Raw genomic sequence first — 17,804 nt, 5'->3', positions numbered from 1 at the left:
CATCCTTTTTTGTTGCTCTATTCTCTTTATATAAGGTACAAAATCCTATATATAGATAGCAATCATTATAACTTAAGGGTTAAACAAAAAAGATATAGCGGATGACGCGGCACTTTTGCTCATTAAAAGCTAAAGTGAAACGCTATAATAACACGAATTAATAATTATAGAAACTTCACTTTGTCTATTCCTTATATAGGTATATCTTTGTAGGCTAAAATTTATACTATATATAATGATACAAATTACTCTACCAGATGGTTCGGTTAGATCTTTCGAAAAAGATGTAACTCCTTATGAAGTGGCTGTAGACATTAGTGCAGGATTTGCACGTAATGTTATTTCAGCAAAATTCAATGATACAGTTATTGAAACCACCACTCCATTAACCACAGACGGTAGTCTTACCTTATATACTTTTAGAGATGATGAAGGAAAAAAAGCATTTTGGCATTCTTCTGCTCACGTTTTAGCTCAAGCCTTAGAAGAATTATACCCTGGAGTAAAACTTTGGGTTGGTCCAGCAATAGATAATGGATTTTATTATGACGTTGATTTAGGTGAAGAAGGTACTATTTCTGAAAAGGATTTTAAATCTATTGAAACTAAAATGATAGAAATCGCTAGAGGCAAGCACGATTTTAAGATGCGTGATGTTTCTAAAGCTGAAGCGCTATCATATTATGAAGGAAAAAACGAATATAAAGTTGATTTAATTGACAACTTAGAAGATGGTACTATTAGTTTTTGTGACCATTCTACTTTTACAGACCTCTGTCGTGGTGGCCATATTCCCAATACAGGCATTATAAAAGCAGTTAAGATTTTAAGTGTTGCTGGTGCTTACTATAAAGGTGATGAAAAGAATAAACAATTAACTAGAGTTTACGGTATTTCATTCCCGAAGCAAAAGGAATTAACCGAATACCTTGAATTATTAGAAGAAGCTAAAAAAAGGGATCATAGAAAACTAGGAAAAGAACTGGAGCTATTTACCTTTTCACAAAGAGTAGGACAAGGTTTGCCATTATGGTTACCAAAGGGAGCTGCCTTAAGAGAGCGTTTAGAAAACTTTTTGAAAGCCGCCCAAAAGAAAGCAGGTTATGAAATGGTGGTTACTCCTCATATTGGTCAGAAAGAACTATATGAAACCTCTGGTCATTATGCTAAGTATGGAGCAGATAGTTTTCAGCCTATAACGACTCCGTCGGAAGGTGAGGAATTTCTTTTAAAACCAATGAACTGTCCGCATCACTGTGAAATTTATAATGCAAAACCTTTTTCATATAAAGAATTACCAAAACGTTATGCTGAATTCGGTACCGTATATAGATACGAACAAAGCGGGGAATTACATGGATTAACACGTGTTAGAGGGTTTACTCAAGATGATGCTCATATTTTCTGTACTCCAGATCAACTAGATAAAGAATTTAAAGAGGTTATAGATTTAGTTTTATACGTATTTGGTTCTTTAGGATTTGAGAATTTTACCGCACAAGTATCTTTGCGAGATCCTGAAAATCCGGATAAGTATATCGGAAGCGACGAAAATTGGGAAAAAGCAGAAGAAGCAATTTTAAATGCTGCCATAGACAAAGGCCTCAATTATGTCGTTGAAACTGGTGAAGCTGCCTTTTATGGACCAAAGCTAGACTTTATGGTTAAGGATGCTTTAGGAAGACAATGGCAATTAGGAACCATACAAGTTGATTATAATTTACCAGAACGCTTTGATTTATCTTATAAAGGTAGTGACAACGAAATGCACAGACCTGTTATGATTCACCGTGCGCCGTTTGGAAGCATGGAACGTTTTATAGCGATATTATTGGAACATACGGGTGGAAACTTCCCACTTTGGTTAATGCCAGAGCAAGTAATTATTGTCTCAATAAGTGAGAAATATGAAAAATACGCCGAAAAAGTTTTAAATGTGCTAGAAAATGACGAAATTCGCGCCCTCACAGACAACAGGAATGAAACTGTAGGTAAGAAAATTCGTGAAGCTGAAATGCAAAAGTTTCCTTATATGATTATTGTCGGTGAACAAGAAGAAAAGGATAATACAATAACTGTGCGTCAACACGGTGGTGAAGACCTTGGCACAATTAATGTTGAAGACTTTGTGAAAATTGTAAAAGATAAGATTAGTAAAAGTTTAAAGACTTTTAAGTAATATAAAAATTAAGTTTAATTTAAATACAGAAGCCATAGCAATACGTAGAAACAGAAAGAATTTTACAAGACGTGTATCTCAAGAAGATAAACACCGTATAAATTCTAAAATCAGATCTGAAGAAGTAAGATTAGTCGGAGATAATGTTGAAATCGGAGTTTATCCCATTAAACAGGCGTTATCCCTAGCCGATGAACAAGGTTTAGATCTCGTAGAGATTTCGCCAAATGCGAACCCTCCTGTTTGTAAAGTTATGGATTATAAAAAATTCCTTTACGAGCAGAAGAAACGAGAAAAAACCTTAAAATCTAAAGCCACTAAAGTAATCGTTAAAGAAATTCGTTTTGGTCCTCAAACAGATGATCATGATTACGAGTTTAAAAAGAAACATGCTGAAAAGTTCCTAAAAGACGGAGCGAAATTGAAAGCATTTGTATTCTTTAAAGGACGATCCATTGTTTTTAAAGAGCAAGGTCAAATTTTATTATTAAAATTAGCCCAAGATCTTGAAGAATATGGAAAGGTAGAACAAATGCCTAAACTTGAAGGAAAGCGTATGATTATGTTCATCGCACCTAAGAAAAAATAGAAGCTGAATAAATCAGCTTAACAATAATAAGCGAAACGTAAATTAAAAAGAGGAGAAAATGCCTAAAATGAAAACAAAATCGAGTGCTAAGAAACGTTTCAAACTAACTGGCACTGGTAAGATTAAAAGAAAGCATGCTTTTAAGAGTCATATATTGACAAAAAAATCTAAAAAGCGTAAGCTTAAATTAACTCATGATGGTTTAGTACATAAAGCAGATGAGGACAATATTAAAACATTATTACGTTTAAAGTAAGACGGTTTTAATCGGTTAAAATAAATTATAAACCCTGGAGTTAGGCAAAATTATTTAGCAAGTGTCAACGTATTGACCGCCTACTACAAAAAAACAATTAAAGAAATGCCAAGATCAGTAAATTCAGTAGCGAAGAGAGCCAGAAGAAAAAAGGTTCTTAAGCAAGCAAAAGGTTACTTCGGAAGACGTAAAAACGTTTGGACAGTAGCAAAAAATGCGGTTGACAAAGCGATGCAATATTCGTACAGAGACCGTAGAGTTAAAAAGAGAACATTCCGTTCGTTATGGATTATGCGTATTAACGCAGGTGCAAGACAGCATGGAATGAGCTATTCAAAATTTATGGGAGGATTAAAATCAAATAATATTGACTTGAACCGTAAGGTACTTGCCGATTTAGCGATGAATCACCCAGATGCTTTTGAAGCTATAGTAAACAAAGTAAAGTAGGCTTTTAGCCAAATTAATAACAACATTTCGCTTATAAAAACCGATTCATTCATTTGAATCGGTTTTTTTATACCCCTACTTTAAATTCAACCCTATATTCAGAAACGCAAAGTTGTCTCTAATTTCAATTTTTATCTTTAACTTACCGTTCAATTAAATCCAAAAACATGAAGCGTATTCAACTCATCACAACCCTCATTCTACTTATCACTTTTAATACGTATAGTCAAGATAAAGATAAAACCAAATCTTGGGATGTGTCAAACCCTGAAGGTGACTGGAATTTCAAAGACCTAAAATTATCAACCGATGAAGGGACTTGGATGAATCTTGATGTCAGTCCTGATGGAAAGTCGATTGTTTTTGATTTATTAGGAGACATCTACATTATGGATAGCCATGGAGGAAAAGCCAAACTATTAAGAGAAGGTTTAGCATTTGAAATTCAACCACGATTTAGTCCTGACGGTAAACACATCTCATTCACGAGTGATGCGGGTGGAGGCGACAACATATGGGTTATGAACACTGATGGTTCAGAAGCCAAGCAAATCACCAAAGAAAATTTCAGATTATTAAACAATGCCATATGGACACCTGATGGTAACTACATCATTACTAGAAAACACTTTACTTCAGGCCGCTCATTAGGAGCTGGTGAATTATGGATGTATCATAAAACTGGCGGTAGTGGTCTTCAATTAACGAAAAAGAAGAATGATCAACAAGATGTTAACGAGCCATGCATCTCTCCAGACGGAAAATATTTGTACTACAGTGAAGACGTCTATCCTGGTGGCTATTTTCAATATAACAAAGACCCTAACAGTCAAATTTATGTCATCAATCGCTATGATATGAAAACCGGAAAAACCACAAGAATTACAGGTGGGCCTGGTGGAGCGGCTCGTCCTCAAATTTCTAGAGATGGAAAGAAACTCGCTTTTATAAAACGAGTCCGTACTAAAACGGTTTTATTTATCCACGATATAGAAACCGGTGAAGAATGGCCTATTTATGATCAACTAAATAAAGATCAACAAGAAGCTTGGGCTATTTTCGGAGTCTATACCAACTTTAATTGGATGCCTAATAATGAAGATATCGTGATTTGGTCTGGTGGAAAAATAAATAACATCAATATCAACACGCTTCAAGTTTCTGATATTCCTTTTCAAGCCAATGCCACTATTAAAATTGCAAAAGCTGTAGAATTTGATACGCCTGTAGCACCAGATACTTTTGACGCTAAAGTGATTCGTCATGCGACTACATCACCAGATGGAAAAACCATTGTATTCAATGCGCTTGGCTATTTATACACCCAGAAATTACCTAACGGTAAAGCCAAGCGATTAACTACAGGAACTGATTTTGAATTTGAACCGACCTTCTCACCCGATGGTAATTCAATCGCTTATGTGACTTGGAATGATCAAAACTTAGGCGCTATCCATTCGATTCCTTCAATTGGTGGCACACCTACAAAATTAACTACAGAAAAAGGTATTTATAGGAATCCTTCATATTCTCATAATGGTAAACACATTGTCTATCGCAAAGAAAGCGGCAACAATGAACAAGGTCGGACGTTTTCGAAAAAGCCTGGCTTATACCTTATGAATAGTGATGGAACTAAAACTAAGTTTATAACAAAAGAAGGAGATTACCCCATGTTTAATGCAGATGACACACGAATCCTATATCAAAATGGTGGTCAGTTTTTTGGCGCTTTAACTAAAGAATTGAAAAGTGTTGACCTCAATGGCTTTGATGAACGTACACTTGTAAAATCAAAACACGGCAATATTTTAGTACCAAGTCCGGATAGTAATTGGATTGCTTTTGTGCATCTACACAAAGTGTATTTAGCGCCTATGCCCAAATCTGGAAAAACTTTAGATTTAACCGATAAAAGTAAATATGTTCCTATAACCCAACTTTCAAAAGATGCAGGTATCAATTTACATTGGTCTAAAGACAGTAAAACGATACATTGGACCTTAGGAAATCAGTATTTTTCGGCTAATGCATCTGAAGATACAACGCTTGTTGAAAAAGGAACCACAATTAATGTCGAAGCAAAAACAGATAAACCTTCAGGAAGAATTGTTTTAAAAGGGGCTCGACTTATCACAATGGAAGGTGATGACGTTATAGACAATGGTACTATCATTATTAATAATAATATTATTGAATCTATTGGAAATACATCAGACATAAAAATTCCTACTGATGCCATAGTGTATGATGTTACAGGAAAAACAATAATGCCAGGCATGGTCGATGCTCATGCACATATTGGTGGTTTTAGATACGGATTAACCACGCAAAAGCACTGGCAATTTTATGCGAATTTGGCTTATGGTGTGACAACATCTCATGATCCCTCTGCACATACTGAAACCATTTTTGCACTTTCCGAATTACAAAAAACAGGAGAACTTGTTGGGCCACGCCTCTACTCTACAGGGTTTATTCTCTATGGCGCTGATGGAGATTTTAAAGCTGTCATCAATAATCTTGAAGACGCTCGTTCCTCTATTAGAAGAACAAAGGCTTTTGGAGCCTTATCTGTAAAGAGTTACAATCAACCAAGACGTGAGCAACGTCAACAAGTGTTGCAAGCAGCTCGCGAAGAAGGTATTTTTGTTGTTCCCGAAGGTGGTTCAACGTTTTATCACAATATCACCATGGTCATGGATGGCCATACTGGAGTAGAACACAATATTCCTGTGGCACCTGTATATAAAGATGTTTTAGAACTTTGGGGTAACAGCAATGTCGGCTATACACCAACACTGATTGTGAATTACGGAGGTATGAATAGCGAAGTATATTGGTACCAAAAAACTAATGTATGGGAAAATGAAAAGCTTTTAAAATACACACCTCGAGGTATTATCGATTCGCGCTCTAGGCATCGTGTTATGGTGCCTGATGAGGAATATGAAAACGGACATATCCTGGTTTCTAAAACTACAAAAGCTCTTAGTGATGCTGGTGTAAAAGTTAATCTTGGAGCGCATGGTCAGTTACAAGGACTTGGAGCACATTGGGAATTATGGTCACTTCAACAAGGAGGTATGACTAATCATGAAGCTTTAAAAGCTGCGACTATTAATAGTGCTAACTATATAGGTGCTGGTAACGACATTGGTTCGCTTAAAAAAGGGAAGTTAGCCGATTTAATTGTTATGGATAAAAACCCTTTAGAAGATATTAGAAATTCTGAAAGCATAATTTACACCATGATTAATGGTCGCTTATACGATACAGAAACCATGAATGAAATTGGTAATCATCCAAAAGAACGCACTGAATTCTATTGGGAAAACAATAAATACAATCAAGCCTTTCCTTGGCATGAAGACTCACAGAGTTTTACACGCGAAACCTGTGGTTGCCATGTTGGTTCTCACTAAAAACAAAAACCGATTCTTTTATGAATCGGTTTTTTATTTCCTTTACATTTGAATAAAATTTTCAAGATTACACTCAAGATTACACTATGAAAGACGTTAAAATGGTTGTCACAGATATGGATGGTACTTTACTAAATTATAATCACGACGTAAGTTCTAGATTCTTCGAACTATTTAAAGACTTAAAACAGCAAAATATTCAATTTGTTGCCGCAAGTGGACGGCCTTATTATAGCATTGTTGAAAAACTTCAATCTATAAAAGATGATATTATAATTGTTGCTGAAAATGGTGGTTTAGTCATTCAGAACGAGAATGTTCTACTTTCAAATCTACTTAACCCAGATCGATTATTAGAACTTTATCAATTAGTAACTAGCATTGAAAACACCTATCCTATTTTCTGTACCAAGGATCAAGCTTTTATTCTTAGGGCATCTGATGAATTGGTCCAAACGTTCTCTGAATATTATTCAGTTTATACCATTATTGATTCTTTTGAAGACATAACTGAAGACGTCATTAAAATAGCATTGTATCATACCACCAATTCTGAAGCACATATCTTTCCTTTTGTAAAACATCTAAAGCCTGAACTTAATGTAGTAGTTTCTGGAAATCATTGGGTAGATATTTCTGAAGCGATTACCAATAAAGGAAACGCAATTACTTTTTTACAAAAGCAACTCAACATTACTCCTTCTGAAACTATGGTATTTGGAGATTACAATAACGATTTAGAAATGTTGAAATGCGCAGAATATAGTTACGCGATGAAAAATGCACATTCTGATGTGAAAGCAATTGCCAATTTTGAAACAGAAACTAATGATAATAATGGTGTGGAATTGGTTTTAGAAGCACTAATTGCCGAAAGCCGTTAGCACTAACTGTCGTCCACCTGCTCTATTTCTGTGCTCACAAAGGTAAATACCTTGCCAAATTCCGAGATTTAAATTACCATTTGTGATTGGAATTTGAACAGACGTCCCCATTAATGATGCTTTAATATGTGCTGGCATATCATCTGCACCTTCAAATGTATGCTTATAATACGACTGATTTTCTGGTACCATTTTATTGATATGGCTCTCAAAATCTAATCTAACCGTTGGATCCGCATTCTCGTTTATAGTTAAACTCGCGGAAGTATGTTTAATAAACACTTGTAATTGTCCAATTTTAATTTGACTAATTTCTGGAATTGCGGTTAATATATCTGAAGTAATTAAATGAAAACCTCTAGAAAATGAAGAAAGTTTTATTTCCTTTTGAAAAAAAATCATATTTCAATAAGCTTATTTATTTTGATTCATCTGAAATTTCATCAATAGCAGATTTAAATTCTTTCCAATTTATAAGATCATCACCATCTTTATCATAGCCTTCAATTAATTTTGAAGACACCATACCACGTATAAATCCGGTAATTTCAGCTTCTTTCAATAATTTTACAATTTCAGCTTTGTTTAGTTTTCCGTCTCCATCTTTATCAAAAAACTTAAACGCATCCTCTGGTGTTTTAAAGTGATTAGTAATTAAAATTTGAATTCTGTTGAGTATTGTTTCTTTTGATAACATACCTATTGTATTTTATTAAAAATAAGAAATTATACGTTGAAACTCTGATGTTTTATCAAATAAAAAAAGGTCGCATAATTACGACCTTTTATATAGTTGATTAAAAACCCTACTTCTTAATCTCCTTTAGCGAAATTTTCCCAAACCTCGTTTTATTTTCAAAGAGTAAATGCAATTATTAATACTCAATCTTTAAATTGTACTTAATAATCTTTTATTAAAATTACACTTAAATTTTAAAGTTTTAAATATGTTATGATTCTAGGCACCCAAATTAAATCTATATCTACAACATACAAACAGTGAGGTTTGAAATGCAGTTTATTGTATGCGAATGGTCTGCTATTTTTATTTTCTACGTTTTTCTTTAAAAATTAAAAAGATTGAATTAACCACAAAAAAACAGCGATACTCAAAAAAGAGCATCGCTGTTTACAACTAGACATCAAATTTACTTGTATTACTTTTTTATTATTCGTTTAACGGTTTCGTTTTGGCCCATTTTTAGTTTTAAGACATAGACCCCTGCTTCATATTTATCTAAATTAATTTTGAAATTATCACTAGTATTTACTTTATTTAATAGTAAACGACCATTTAAATCGTACACTGTAATTTTAACTTCATTACTACTTGGTAGCATGATAGAAACTATACCATCTGTTGGGTTTGGGTGCACTTTAACAGCATTCAATAAATTATGATCTCCCACTCCTAAAACTTCTTCAATTGTAACAACAATCTCTACACGCACGCTTTCGCAACCGTCATCACTAACACTAACTACCCAATACGATGTTGAACCAATAGTTTCTGTACTAGGTGTTGGTGCTTCTGAATCAGAAACTCCACCAGTTTCAGCTTCATACCAAGCTAAGTCTAATCCACCTGAAGTTGCTGTTAATGCACTAGCATCATCACCTTGACTGTAAGTTACCAATGCTGTTACTGTTGGTACTTCTGGAATGTCTGAAACAGTAACATTAACAGACGTTCTTTCGCTTTCACAACCATTTACATTGGAATCTGAAACATAATAAGTTCCTGTTTCCAAATCGGCAGTGGAGATTAAAGCTGTATCACTTATTTCTGAATTATACCATGTTAATGTAGTGCCTACAACTTCTAAATCCGCTACGGTTGCACTTCCACAAAATGTTTGTGTATTAACCGTTGGTGCAGCCGGTATAACGACACCTGATGTTAGTGGTGACCCCTTTAACCAGTTTGAGGATGTTCCAGATAAACTAAAACTATTTAAAATACCATCATTTCCGTTTCCTGTAGCATCAAAAAGTTGAATTTCAGATGGATTGTAATCTGCATTTAAACCTTGATTAAATTTATAATAAGCTACTAAACCCTCTTCTGTACTTTGTAATTCACAATTTTTGCTATTATTTATTTGTTCTGCTGTTCTTGCAATGTTCCAAATTCTAACGTCATCTATAGCAGCGTCCAAAAATCGATCATCAAATTGTGAATCTTTTCCTATATTAAGATTGCGGTTAGCATTACCAATAGTCATTGTAAACTCATGAGAAGCTACTTCTACACCATCAACAAATATTTTTGCTGTGGTTCCATCGTAAACACCTGCTATATGATGCCAAGTATTTAAACTTATACTGTTTTCAGGTGAATTTGTTTCGTTCCATCCAGAATTTCCTAATGCAAAATTAACAATACCATTGCCTCCTGCTCTTAACATATAACCCGAATTAAAAGAAGCAAAAGCCTGGTCTTTATTAATAATATTTCCCAAATAAGCTTCCGTGGCAAAAGAATTAAACTTAACATAAGCTTCTAACGTAATGGTATTGCCTGTTATTTGTAAACTAGGATCATTACCACAATCTACAAAATCGTTAGTATTTCCAAAATTCAAATAACTGGCAGGTGTACTTAAAGGAGACCCAGCTAACCAATTACTAGTTGAACTTAATAATTCAAAATTATGTAATGTCCCTTGAGTTGCGTTTTCTGAACCATCTATTAATGTCGTTTCTACGGTATTATCTTGGTTGTCGAAACCTTGATTAAAATTGTAATACGCAACTAAATCTGATTCACCTCCTTGTAATTCAGCGTTCTTGTTTTCATTTATTTCTTCAACAGTTCTTACTGTATTCCATATACGGACTTCATCAATAGAACCATTAAATACGTTACCTGCAGCATTATATGATCCAATATGAATTTCATTTCCATTAAGTGGGGCTAAAACATTTGTATTAGTATCTATTAAAACACCATCTTTATATAATTTTAAGGTTTGCGTTGCACTATCATAACTCACAGCCACATGATACCAAGTATTAATTTCTAATACATCAGAATCTTCAACAACATTCCATAGACCATTATGGCCAGCAGATAACACACCATTTGGTACCCACAAGGCATGCTGTCCAAAATTATCAGAACCTGAAACTATATTACTTGCAGCATTAATTGCATCCAAATAAACCCATGCCTCTTTTGTGTAAGATGCTGGTAATACGTTACCACAATCAATATAATCATCTACTCCATCAAAATTTAAATGCGTCGCAGAGACATTAATCGGTAGAATTGGATTAAAATCTTGCCAAACTGATGTGTTTTGATAAGCTGATACTGAATTATAAGGGACAAACAAAGTTCTATCTTCAACTGATCCGAAATCATTACTAAAAACATATTCATTAATTACTAAAGGGGTTGTACTATTATTGATAATTGTAGATAAACTAGGGCACATTCCAAAAGCAAAATTACCTATTGAAGTTACTGAGTTCCCTATATTAACTGTTTGTAAACTTGTGCAATGATCAAAGGCTAATTCTCCTATAGAAATCACTGAATCAGGAATTGTAACAGAAACTAAACTATTACACATAACAAAAGCATAGTTTCCTATAGATGTAACCGAATTTGGTATAATGATGGACGTAAAATAGGAATCTGCAAAGGCCGACTCACCAATAGCAGTTACTTTATACGTATTGGAATCGTAAGTAACCGTTTCTGGAATGATAACATTTTCTAAAAAAGACATGTGATTAACAGATACTTCAACAGTAAGTGGATCTGAGGTTGACGTTATATTATAATTAATGTCGTCAACATTAAAGGTTTGTCCAAAAGACATTAATTGAAATAAGAATCCCAATACAAATAAGTAAAATTTTAGTTTCATAGGTTATAAATTTAATTTGAATTAATAATCATTCAAATCTAAATAATTATCGATGAAATACATTTTTATCGTGATAAAACGCAATACTTTGTATGTAAATGGTATTTAAATTACCATATACATTATTAAATAACAAAAAAAAGCAGACCTACCATAGTGGTAAATGCTGCCTTTTGCTATTAATCAGATTATAAAGAATGGTTGGTTATCCGTTCAACCACTAATATAAAGTTAAAACTATTCTTTATCTTTAAGAATGGTATGAGATGCAGTACTTTGTATGTAAATCATTGCTTTTGTTTTGTTTAAACCTGCACCAAAGTAAACGGGTCTATAACCTGTTCCATTTATTTAAAATGTTTGGCATACGTTCGAGATAATGGAATTTCTACATTGTTTATCTCAAGTGTTTTGGTTGAAATACGCTCTACTTTATTCTTATTCACTAAAAATGATCGATGCGCTCGTACAAATGTATGTGATGGTAATTGGTCTGCTATAGTACTCAACGATTGCCGTATACTAAATTTTTTAGAAGTGGTATAGATGTTACTATAATTGCCTTCCGCTACAAAATATCGTATGTCTGTATATTTGAGGTTCACTGTATCATAGCCATCTTTAAACTGAAAGCTTTGATCTTCATTTTTGTGAATTACAATACTTATGGATGCCATTAAATCGACTTTCTTTATTGGCTTAGTTAAATAACCGTAAGGTTTTGTTTTTATGGCTTCGCTCATTAAAGCAAAATCTTGCTGACCTGTAATAAATATAACAGCTGCGTTGTCATTTTTATTTTTAGACAAGGTTATACCTTCATTTTTACCACTTAAATTAATATCCATTAATATAATATCAGGAACAAAGGTTTTCATCTCTGACATCGCAGTGTTGGCATCATTTACGATTTCTACATTTTTAAATTGTTCTTCTTGTAAAATTTCGGAAATGTATTCGGCTATAATAACGTCATCTTCAATAATAAGTATTTTGGTGTTTTTAGGGTTATGCATTACTTATGTCTTTTTGGAATGAAAATGTAAAACCATTTTCAGTATTAATAGTATACTCAATTTTAAGTTGACGACAGATTTTATCTATCAATTTTGGTTTTATATCTTGCGTTATAATAACCGCTCCATTATCTGAATACATAAAACTAAGCTGATTTTTTTTTACACGTAATTCAACATTAATCGCTTTAATGTCTTGATCATTAAAAGCGTGTTTTATTGAGTTTATAGATAATTCTGTAAGTAATAATCCAAAATACATTGCATAATCTGATGGAATCTCTACAGTGTCTATCTTAAAGTTGGTGCTAATATTGTTGTCATTAAATACATCTAAAAAACTATGTTTAACATCGTTTAAATAATTAGATATTTCTATTTTCTTTTTGTCGTTGTTTTTATATAAATGCTTGTGCAAGGTTGAAATGGCTTCTACTTTAGTCAATATACTCTTTAGTTGAAAACTATTTGATGTAGACGCTTTTTTTAATTGATCTGATATAAGAATGACTACCAATTGTAAATTATTATTAATTCTATGGTTGGCTTCGCTTAATAAAAACTCGTTTTCTTTAGATAATATTTTTAATTGTTTATTACTTTTTTTTGACCCTTTTAGAACATAAGCAATTAATATGGTTACTATAATAACAGCTATTAACAAACTTATAATAGCATAAAACATAACTGTATTAGACGCCAGAGCTTTATTTTTATTTTCAATTTCGAGGGTGTTAATTTTAATTTGATTTTCTTTTTCTGTCAATTTATACTTCTCCTCGAGTTCAAACAGAAATTTATTGTGTTCTATTTTGTAATATTTATCTGTTAGTTCTAATCTGAGTTCTAAATATTCATAAGCCTTAGCTGTATTACCTAATTGTTTATATACGTTTCGTATATTATCTAAAAATAAAATTTCACCATAAAACAGTTCATTTTCTTTAGCAAAGCTTAAAGCTTTTAAGCATTCATTTAATGCTTTATTGTATTGCTTATCTCTAATTAAAACTCTGGTATAATTAATATAGGCATCAACTTTGTTCTGAATTAAGTAGTTGCTTTCAGCATAATCAATAAGATTTTCTAAATAATTTATTGCTTTCTTAAAATCCTTTTTCTTTTCATAAACTCCCGAAATTTCTAGCATAGCATAAAATATTTCATTTACGTCATTCAGTTCTTTCGAGATCTTAAATGATTTTTGAGCATATAAAAGTGTGGAATCTGGTTGATTATAGTGCTCTGAAAATAAGGCTGCCTTTCTACTATAATATTTTGCTAAATATAAAGGAGCAATTTGATGAGTTTCTAATATCAATTTAGCAGCATCTAAATGCAATATTGCTTCAGCAAACAAAATTCTCTTTCTATAAAATTCAGCAATCTTTACATGGTATAAAAATTCTAACTGTTTGTTTTTGGAAATTTTAATAGCTTCAAGTGCTTTTACATAATATGTATTAGCTGTATCGTAATTAAGTTGTAGTTTATAGATTTCTGCCAAACCTAATAATAAATGAATTTCCTCTTCTTTTATTATGGAGGTTTCAAGGTGTTTCTTGTAGTAAGAAATGGCTTCATCTAATTTGTTTTCAGAGATTAAGTTTTCTCCAAAATTTAAGACATCGCTATTTTGACTAAATGATTCATGTGTCAACAAGAAAAATAGTGCAATAATTATGTACTTCATATTAGGTTTTCTGCTTCTTCTTTTTAGCCGCAGGAAATAACACATTATTCAAAATTAGCCGATACCCTGGAGATGTAGGATGTAAATCTAATTCGGTTTTTGGGTCTCCTACTCTGTGTGTGTAATCTTCCGGATCATGACCACCATAAAATGTAAAGAACCCTTTTCCTTTAATACCATGTATATATTTGGCTTCTCCATTTGTTTTGTTTTCGCCCATTACTAAAACGTTGGATTTTATTTGATCTCTAGTAAATGAGGTTGTTTGTCCCATAAACCCTTTAACCAATGCGGTATGATTTTGAGTTAACATTGATGGAATTGGATCCCATTTTGCAGAATATTCCATAAGAGAAAAATAATCTACAGTCTTATTAATTTGTCGTTTTTGAGTCATATCTATAGACGAAAACTCGTAAACATTAGGATTACGCTCCAAAATATAATCTTTAAAAGCAAAGGTTTTAGAGAAATCGATTTTATTCTGATATGCAGGATCACTACCATCACCATCAAACATAGGTTCGCAAATATCAACTCCTTCCGCAGAAAGGGCAATATCAAAACTATCAGTTGCAGAACACATGGCAAACATAAATCCGCCACCAACGACATAATCTCTAATTTTAAGGGAAACAGCTGATTTCTCCTCTGACACTTTATTGTAGCCTAATCGTTTGGCTAAGGCTTCAGCTTCTCTTTTATCTTCAATATACCAAGCTGCAGATCTATAAGCTTTATAAAATTTACCATACTGACCTGTAAAATCTTCGTGATGTAAGTGTAACCAATCGTAAAGTAATAATTCATCATTTAAAACCTCTTCATCATATATGGTTTCATAAGGAATTTCAGCATAAGTTAACACCATAGTTACAGCATCATCCCATGGTTTTAAACCTGTCGGAGTGTACACGGCAATTTTCGGTGCTTTTTCTAGCACCACAGCTTCTTGATTTACTGCAGGACTCGCAATGTCTTCTAATATCTGAGCCGCTTTAGCATCTGAAATAACTTCAAAAGAAACTCCTCTAATTTGGCATTCACGCTGAATAATCTCGGCATCTGGTAATAAAAACGATCCACCTCTATAATTAAGAAGCCATTTTACTTTTAACTCACGGTCTAAAGTCCAATATGTTATTCCATATGCTTTTAAATGATTACTCTGAGTTTCTGCATCCATTGGGATAAGAATATAAGATGCATAAGCATTAGCACTACATAGAATAAGCAATAAGATGAAGGTTATTTTTTTCAAGTTCATAGATTTAGAACGAAATATAACTAATTTTTAGTCTTTACAGACGTGATTTATCATTCTTTTAAGAGCTATATGTAATATGCAATGCTTAAAATATTACATCAATAAAGACGATAAATAGTCCTTTTTTAGTTAACACGTCTTAAAAACTAATAAATATATTCACGAGAAACTAAGCTCATTTAGCCCCAACACCAAAATCTACATGTTGTTTTGATAACGTGCTTATAATAAAAGGGACATTAGACAACGTATTATATCCTATTTACTCTAGCGTCGTTTGACTACCAGAAAGTAAGCTCGCTATGACTTTGGTACCTTCAAACTGTTCTAAAATAATTTTTATAAAAACAGTTATTGGAATCGCCATAACTAAGCCTGGGATTCCCCAAAGAAACCCCCAAAACATCAGCATTACCAATACGGCTATCACATTTATAGAAAAAGATTTCCCCATAAAAATTGGTTCTAAAACTGCACCAAAGGTGACTTGCACCATTGAAATTGCAAAAATAAAGAAGAATAATGTACTCGTTGGATCTAGTTCTACAAAGGCAAAAATGGACAAGAATATTACAGAAATAAAGGAACCTACCATTTGAACAAAATTAATAGCAAAGGCAAATAGTCCCCAAAAAATTGGGAAACTCACATCAAAAAATACGCACATTAGTCCTGTAAATAGTCCAGTTAAAGCACTAACCAACACCTTCACTTTAATAAATTTTATAAGATCTTTTTCAATCTTCATAAAGGTTTTAACCGACGTATGCTTTCTTTTTAGTATTGTACTATTAAGTAACTTATGGACATTAATCGATTCTGCTAACCAAAGTACTACAAAGAAGACGGTCATTAATAAACCGGTTAAAAAAGAATTTAAAAATCCTAGTGTGGAGCCTAAATTTTCCTTTTGAAAAAACTGTCCTAAAAAGCCGTGTTCTTGTTCGAACTCAATTCCGAAATTATCTAATAAATAGACTTTTAAATCGGCTATTTTTAGTTCAGCCTTAGCTAAAAACTCTGTATTATTTGCTAAAATTTCCTTACTCGATAGTTGCACGAGTTCAACACCTAATTTAAGCCCAACGGTAACTAGTAATAAAACGATAATTATACTTACTACTTTTGGAAAATTTCGTCGTCCTAACCAGCGCATTAATGGCAAAAACAATAAAGCAATAAACATTGAAAAAATCAATGGTATAAATATGAAGGACAAGATCTTTAGTAAATAAAATACTAAAGGAATTACAATAATTAGCAACAATACATTTGTTGTACGTCTTTGTTCTAACATGAGGCAAATTTCTTTTAACTAAGCATTCAAAGATACGTCAAAATACACTTTTCATTTCTATAAATTACTTAAAATGGTACTCCATCATCTTCGGGTCCTCCAAAAGCATCTGATGCCGATGGAAACTTATCAGGTGAAAACGTATTATCGTTAGCGGCATCGTTCATCTTAGAATGAAACTCTGCACCAAAAGGGGTGTCAAAGTCATCTAAATTATCAAACTTACCTAAGTGACCGATAAACTTCAATCGTATATTTTCTAAACCACCATTTCTGTGTTTCGCTACGATAAATTCACCTTGTCCTTCAGTTGGAGAACGTTCTTCATCATCCCATTCATCAATTTTATAATATTCTGGTCTGTAGATAAACGATACAATATCCGCATCTTGCTCAATCGCACCAGATTCACGTAAATCTGATAGTAATGGTCTTTTACTTCCACCACGTGTTTCTACCGCACGCGATAACTGTGATAAGGCAATAACCGGTACACTTAATTCTTTTGCTAAAGCTTTTAAGTTTCGGGAAATCATCGATATTTCTTGTTCACGATTTCCACCTTTTTGACTTCCTCCTGCGGTCATTAACTGCAAGTAATCAATCATAATCATCTTAATACCATATTGCGACGCTAAACGACGTGCTTTTGCCCTTAGGTCGAAAATAGAAAGTGACGGTGTATCATCAATAAATAGTGGAGCTTGCTCTAAGGTTTTTACTTTAACGTTAAGCTGTTCCCATTCGTGTTTTTCTAATTTACCTGTTCTCAATTTTTCTGAAGAAAGCCCAGTTTCACTAGAAATTAAACGTGTTATTAATTGAACAGATGACATCTCTAAAGAAAAGAAGGCTACCGGAATATTACTA

At 33.0% G+C, this 17,804-nt stretch carries 14 protein-coding genes; 6 read left to right on the top strand and 8 right to left on the bottom strand.

The window, feature by feature from the left end:
• The first annotated feature begins 235 nt into the window (after nt 1-235).
• The 6 genes from thrS (at nt 236) to KO515_RS12275 (ending at nt 7,783) form a co-directional block, all read left to right on the top strand.
• Nucleotides 236-2,179, top strand: coding sequence for a threonine--tRNA ligase (thrS, locus tag KO515_RS12300; RefSeq protein ID WP_215936647.1), 1,944 nt, complete (start codon nt 236-238; stop codon nt 2,177-2,179).
• Between the two features lie 40 nt (nt 2,180-2,219).
• Nucleotides 2,220-2,768: a translation initiation factor IF-3 gene (gene infC / locus KO515_RS12295; RefSeq protein WP_178986876.1), complete on the top strand. Its 549-nt coding sequence runs from the start codon at nt 2,220-2,222 to the stop codon at nt 2,766-2,768.
• A gap of 58 nt (nt 2,769-2,826) precedes the next feature.
• A complete protein-coding gene (gene rpmI / locus KO515_RS12290) occupies nt 2,827-3,024 on the top strand; it encodes a 50S ribosomal protein L35 (protein WP_215936646.1) in 198 nt (65 codons plus the stop codon).
• Between the two features lie 105 nt (nt 3,025-3,129).
• Nucleotides 3,130-3,474: a 50S ribosomal protein L20 gene (gene rplT, locus KO515_RS12285; RefSeq protein ID WP_178984292.1), complete on the top strand. Its 345-nt coding sequence runs from the start codon at nt 3,130-3,132 to the stop codon at nt 3,472-3,474.
• Between the two features lie 167 nt (nt 3,475-3,641).
• Nucleotides 3,642-6,899 carry an amidohydrolase family protein gene (locus KO515_RS12280; protein WP_215936645.1) on the top strand — a complete coding sequence of 1,086 codons (3,258 nt, stop codon included), beginning with the start codon at nt 3,642-3,644 and terminating at the stop codon, nt 6,897-6,899.
• Nucleotides 6,900-6,985: 86 nt separating this feature from the next.
• The gene (locus KO515_RS12275; protein ID WP_215936644.1) at nt 6,986-7,783 is read left to right on the top strand and encodes an HAD family hydrolase; all 798 of its coding nucleotides are present in this window, start codon (nt 6,986-6,988) and stop codon (nt 7,781-7,783) included.
• Here the strand turns inward: KO515_RS12275 and KO515_RS12270 are convergent.
• The 8 genes from KO515_RS12270 to KO515_RS12235 form a co-directional block, all read right to left on the bottom strand.
• Nucleotides 7,763-8,185: a secondary thiamine-phosphate synthase enzyme YjbQ gene (locus KO515_RS12270; protein WP_215936643.1), complete on the bottom strand. Its 423-nt coding sequence runs from the start codon at nt 8,183-8,185 to the stop codon at nt 7,763-7,765. The genes KO515_RS12275 and KO515_RS12270 overlap by 21 nt on opposite strands.
• Nucleotides 8,186-8,201: 16 nt before the next feature.
• Nucleotides 8,202-8,480 carry an EF-hand domain-containing protein gene (locus KO515_RS12265; protein WP_215936642.1) on the bottom strand — a complete coding sequence of 93 codons (279 nt, stop codon included), beginning with the start codon at nt 8,478-8,480 and terminating at the stop codon, nt 8,202-8,204.
• A 460-nt stretch (nt 8,481-8,940) separates the two neighbouring features.
• Nucleotides 8,941-11,661, bottom strand: coding sequence for a LamG-like jellyroll fold domain-containing protein (locus KO515_RS12260; RefSeq protein WP_215936641.1), 2,721 nt, complete (start codon nt 11,659-11,661; stop codon nt 8,941-8,943).
• 347 nt (nt 11,662-12,008) lie between these two features.
• Nucleotides 12,009-12,677, bottom strand: a complete 669-nt coding sequence (locus KO515_RS12255; RefSeq protein WP_215936640.1) for a LytR/AlgR family response regulator transcription factor — start codon at nt 12,675-12,677, stop codon at nt 12,009-12,011.
• Nucleotides 12,670-14,370, bottom strand: a complete 1,701-nt coding sequence (locus KO515_RS12250; protein ID WP_215936639.1) for a tetratricopeptide repeat-containing sensor histidine kinase — start codon at nt 14,368-14,370, stop codon at nt 12,670-12,672. The genes KO515_RS12255 and KO515_RS12250 overlap by 8 nt, the downstream gene beginning before the upstream one ends.
• 1 nt (nt 14,371) lies before the next feature.
• Nucleotides 14,372-15,556: an asparagine synthetase B gene (locus tag KO515_RS12245; RefSeq protein WP_436800011.1), complete on the bottom strand. Its 1,185-nt coding sequence runs from the start codon at nt 15,554-15,556 to the stop codon at nt 14,372-14,374.
• 343 nt (nt 15,557-15,899) lie between these two features.
• Complete coding sequence (locus KO515_RS12240) at nt 15,900-16,934, bottom strand: AI-2E family transporter (protein ID WP_215936637.1); 1,035 nt, start codon at nt 16,932-16,934, stop codon at nt 15,900-15,902.
• A gap of 68 nt (nt 16,935-17,002) precedes the next feature.
• The coding region (locus KO515_RS12235; RefSeq protein ID WP_215936636.1) for a replicative DNA helicase at nt 17,003-17,804 on the bottom strand (802 nt) is incomplete at its 5' end.

The organism is Winogradskyella psychrotolerans (genome assembly GCF_018860545.1).
GTDB classification, from domain to species: domain Bacteria; phylum Bacteroidota; class Bacteroidia; order Flavobacteriales; family Flavobacteriaceae; genus Winogradskyella; species Winogradskyella psychrotolerans_A.
Note: the sequence above shows the minus strand (reverse complement) of the source record. Positions and strands in the feature narration are given on the sequence as shown.